This window comes from Kineosporia sp. R_H_3 (genome assembly GCF_002198675.1).
Classification (GTDB): Bacteria; Actinomycetota; Actinomycetes; order Actinomycetales; family Kineosporiaceae; genus R-H-3.
Genome location: NZ_MWLL01000034.1, coordinates 1 through 3919, shown reverse-complemented (window position 1 = coordinate 3919; position 3919 = coordinate 1). Strand labels below are relative to the sequence as shown.

Genomic DNA, 3919 nt, shown 5'->3' with positions numbered 1-3919 from the left:
CGCTCTCTCGAGCGGGGCCGCGGTGTTCCTGCGTCCGGACCGGTCCGGACCGGTCGGCCGGCGGCGGGTCAGCCCGCGGCGGGCGGCTCGACCCGGCCGCCGAGGTGCTCGGCGAGGAAGGCCTCGGCCCGGGCGTACATCCGCTCCCGGTTCTGCGGCTTGGCCAGTCCGTGGCCCTCGTCCTCGAAGAGCAGGTACTCGTGCGGCAGCCCCTTGGCCGTGAGCGCCGCGACGATCTGCTCGGCCTCGGCCTGCTTGACCCGGGGGTCGTTCGCGCCCTGGACGACGAGCAGCGGGATCCGGATCTTGTCGACCGCCGACAGCGGCGAGCGCTCCTCGAGCAGGTCGGCCTCGGTCTCGGGGTTGCCGACCCGGCGGTACATCATCGAGATGAGCGGCCGCCAGTACTCCGGGACCGACGCGAGCAGCGTCGCGAGGTTCGACGGGCCGACGATGTCGACGCCGCAGCGGTAGAGGTCCGGCGTGAACGCCGCGCCCGCGAGCACCGCGTAGCCGCCGTACGAGCCGCCGTAGATCCCGACCCGGTCGGGGTCGACCCAGCCCTGCGCCACGACGTGCGCGACGGCGTCCGTGAGGTCGTCCTGCATCGCGGCGCCCCACTGCTTGTCGCCCGCGTTGAGGAACGCCTTGCCGTACCCCGTCGACGCGCGGAAGTTCACCTGCACGCAGACGTAGCCGCGGTTCGCGAGCCACTGCGCCTCGGGGTCGAAGCCCCACGTGTCCCGGGCCCACGGTCCGCCGTGCACGTTGAGGACGGCGGGCAGGCCGCTGCGCTCGACGCCCGACGGGAACGTCAGGTACCCGTGCACGGTGAGGCCGTCCCGCGCGGTGAAGGAGAACGGCTCCATGACGGCGAGCGGGCGACCGACGAGCTCGGCCCGGTGCGGGAAGAGGTGCCGCGCCTGCCGCGTCGTCCGGTCGTAGACGAAGAAGTTCACCGGTCCGTCGCTCGGCGAGACCGCGACGGTCCACCAGCGGTCCGAGCGTTCGCGGCGCCCGACGGAGATCTCGCCGTCGCCGATCCCGGGCAGCTCGCGCAGGGCGTGGACGGCGTCCAGGTCGGCCTGCAGCGAGGGGTCGAGGAGGACGACCTCCTGCCGCTCGCGCAGATACTCGACCGCCTGCACCTCGAGCGTCTCGGGGTTCTGCCAGGCGCCGGCGACGTCGTACCGGTCGTCCGCGCCGAGCAGCACCACCTCACCGGTCGCGAGGTCGTGCCGCTGGAGCCGGGTCGCGTTCGCGTCGATGCTCGACATGAGCAGCAGCGCGCCCGGGCCGCCGGTCTCGTCGCGTGTGAAGCCGAGGACGTCGGTCGAGGCGGCGTCGTCCGGCGGCACCTCGAGCCAGAGCTCGTAGGACGCCGGGTCGGACGCCTCCGGGTCGGGACCGGCGTCCGCGCTCGCCGGCAGCGTGCGCCGCAGGTGGATCTGCGCGCCGCCGTCGGCGTCCATGGTCAGCGCGCCGCGCAGCCGCATCTCGCTGTCGACGAGCCAGTCGACGAAGCCCGGGTTCTCGGCGACGAGCGTCAGCTCACCGGTCGCGAGGTCGAGCGCGTGGACGTCGTGGAGCTGGGGGTCGCGCGCGTTGAGCGCGACCAGGACGGTGCCGCGGTGCCAGCGGTTGTGCCCGATGATCCGGGCCTGCACGCCCTCGCCGGGCGTCGCGAGCGTGGCCTCGCCGGTCTCGAGGTCGAGCACGTAGAGCCGCCAGGACTCGTCGCCGGCGGTGTCCTGGAGGTACACGAGGTGGCGGTCGTCGTGGCAGAAGGCGTACGTGCGGACGCCGCGGTCGCGGTCGTGCGTCACGGCCTGCGCGGGGCTCGATCCGTCGAGCGGGCCGACCCAGACGTTGAGCACGCCGTCCTCGGGGGCGACCCAGCCGAGCCGGGTGCCGTCCGGGGAGATCGCCGTCGCCATGTGGTCCGGGTTGCCGAAGAGGACCGACCGGGGGATGAGGTCAGGAAGGGTCACCTCCCGAGCCTACGGTCCGGGCAGGATGGTGGGCATGACGTCGCCGCTCCTCGTGCTCCGCACGCCGGACGGCGTCGCGCCGCTCGACGACGTCGCGCTCGGTCCGGCGCTGCTCGCCCGGGCGCAGAGCGACCCGGTCGGCCCGGCCGTGCTCCGCCTCGCGCGGCCCCGGCCGACGCTCGCGTTCAGCCGGCTGGACACCCTCGCCCCGGGTTGGCCGGCCGCCCGCGCCGCGGCCCGCGCGCACGGCTTCGAGCCCGTCGTCCGGCAGCGCGGCGGGCGGGCGGCGGCGTACCACGAGGGTTGTCTGCTGCTCGACCTCGTGAGCTCCGACCTCGACCCGCGCACCGGGATCCGGCCCCGGTACGAGCGCGGTGCGGCGATCCTCGTCGGGGCGCTCACGGACCTCGGCGTCGACGCCCGGGTCGGGGCGGTGCCCGGTGAGTACTGCCCCGGCGACCACAGCGTCAACGCGTCGGGGCGGGTCAAGCTCGCGGGGACGGCGCAGCGCGTCGTCCGGGGGGCGTGGCTGTTCAGCAGCCTCGTCGTCGTCCGTGACGCGGACCGGCTCCGGGCCGTGCTCGACGAGGTGTACTCAGCGCTCGGGCTGGCCTGGGACCCGGCGTCCGTCGGCTCGGTCGAGTCGGTGCTGCGCCTCGACGTCGCGGGCGCCCGGCCGTCCGGCGTGCCGACCGAGGTCGTCGAGCGGGCCGTCCTGGACCGGCACGCCCGGGCCGGGTACGACGTCCGGCCCGTGCCGTGGGACCCGGCGCTCCTCGCCGAGGCCCGGCTCCAGCACGACCGGCACGTCGCGGGCTGATCCACTCCGCGGTGTGCCACCCTCCGAAGGGTCAGCACGACCCGGGGGGCCGGGCCGGTCGCAGCGGCCGGTCGGCAGAGGGGACCGCGCATGTCGAGCACCGTCATCGAGGCCGCGGGGGTGCACAAGGTCTACCGGAGGCGGCGCAAGCCGCCCGAGCGGGCCCTCGACGGGCTCGACCTCGTCGTCCGGGAGGGCGGCGTCCACGGCTTCCTCGGGCCGAACGGCTCCGGCAAGACGACGACGATCCGGATGCTCCTCGGCCTCGTCTCGGCCGACGAGGGGTCGCTGCGCCTCCTCGGCCGGCCGGTGCCGCAGGCGTTGCCGCAGGTCGTCGGCGCGGTCGGTGCGCTCGTCGAGACCCCGCTGTTCTTCCCGACGTTCTCCGGCCGGCTCAACCTGCGCCTGCTCGCCGAGACCGCGGGCGTGCCACGGGCCCGGGTCGAGGAGGTCCTCGAGACCGTCGACCTCACCGCGCGCGCCGACGACCGGTTCAAGGGCTACTCGCTCGGCATGAAGCAGCGCCTCGGCATCGCCGCCGCGCTGCTCAAGCGGCCGCGACTGCTCATCCTCGACGAACCGAGCAACGGGCTGGACCCCGCCGGCATCCGCGACGTCCGCGAGCTGGTCCGGCGCCTCGGCAACGACGGCCGGACGACGGTCTTCCTCTCCTCGCACCTGCTCTCGGAGGTGCAGGCGGTCTGCGACGACGTGACGATCCTGGCCCGCGGGCGGTGCGTCGCCTCGGGCACCGTGCGGGAGGTGCTCCGGGGCCGCTCCTCGGACGACGTCCGCGTGCAGGTCGCGGACCCCGCGGGCGCGAAGCTGGTGCTCGAGCAGGCGGGCTGGACGGTCACACCGCACGTGCCGGACGGCGCGACGACGCCGGACGCGTGGCGGGTGCACGGCGTCCCCGACCCGGCGGCGGTGACCCGGGCGCTCGCCGAGCGCGGGTTCTTCGTCAGCGAGCTGAGCCGGATCAGCGCCGACCTGGAGACGGCGTTCCTCGAGCTGACGCAGGAGCAGCAGCGATGAGCGACTACGTGACGGGTGAGCCGGGCGGCCCGGGCGGCGCCGGCGGTACGGCGCCGCCGCAGGCGAGGCCGCC

The 3919-nt window shown here is 75.2% G+C and carries 3 protein-coding genes; 2 read left to right on the top strand and 1 reads right to left on the bottom strand.

What is annotated here, in order from left to right; genetic code table 11:
* Nucleotides 1-68 precede the first annotated feature (68 nt).
* A complete protein-coding gene (locus tag ECOMGDLI_RS02660; protein WP_198954480.1) occupies nt 69-1991 on the bottom strand; it encodes a S9 family peptidase in 1923 nt (640 codons plus the stop codon).
* 34 nt (nt 1992-2025) lie between these two features.
* On the opposite strand from ECOMGDLI_RS02660, the gene ECOMGDLI_RS02655 reads away from it, so the two are divergent.
* Together ECOMGDLI_RS02655 and ECOMGDLI_RS02650 are read left to right on the top strand one after the other, a co-directional pair.
* Nucleotides 2026-2811, top strand: coding sequence for a lipoate--protein ligase family protein (locus ECOMGDLI_RS02655; protein WP_088313322.1), 786 nt, complete (start codon nt 2026-2028; stop codon nt 2809-2811).
* Nucleotides 2812-2901: 90 nt separating this feature from the next.
* Nucleotides 2902-3846, top strand: coding sequence for an ABC transporter ATP-binding protein (locus ECOMGDLI_RS02650; protein WP_088313320.1), 945 nt, complete (start codon nt 2902-2904; stop codon nt 3844-3846).
* Nucleotides 3847-3919: the final 73 nt, after the last annotated feature.

Coding starts and splice junctions, on each gene's coding strand:
- ECOMGDLI_RS02655 (WP_088313322.1), top strand. CDS start 2,026: ATGACGTCGCCGCTCCTCGTGCTCCGCACGCCGGACGGCGTCGCGCCG.
- ECOMGDLI_RS02650 (WP_088313320.1), top strand. CDS start 2,902: ATGTCGAGCACCGTCATCGAGGCCGCGGGGGTGCACAAGGTCTACCGG.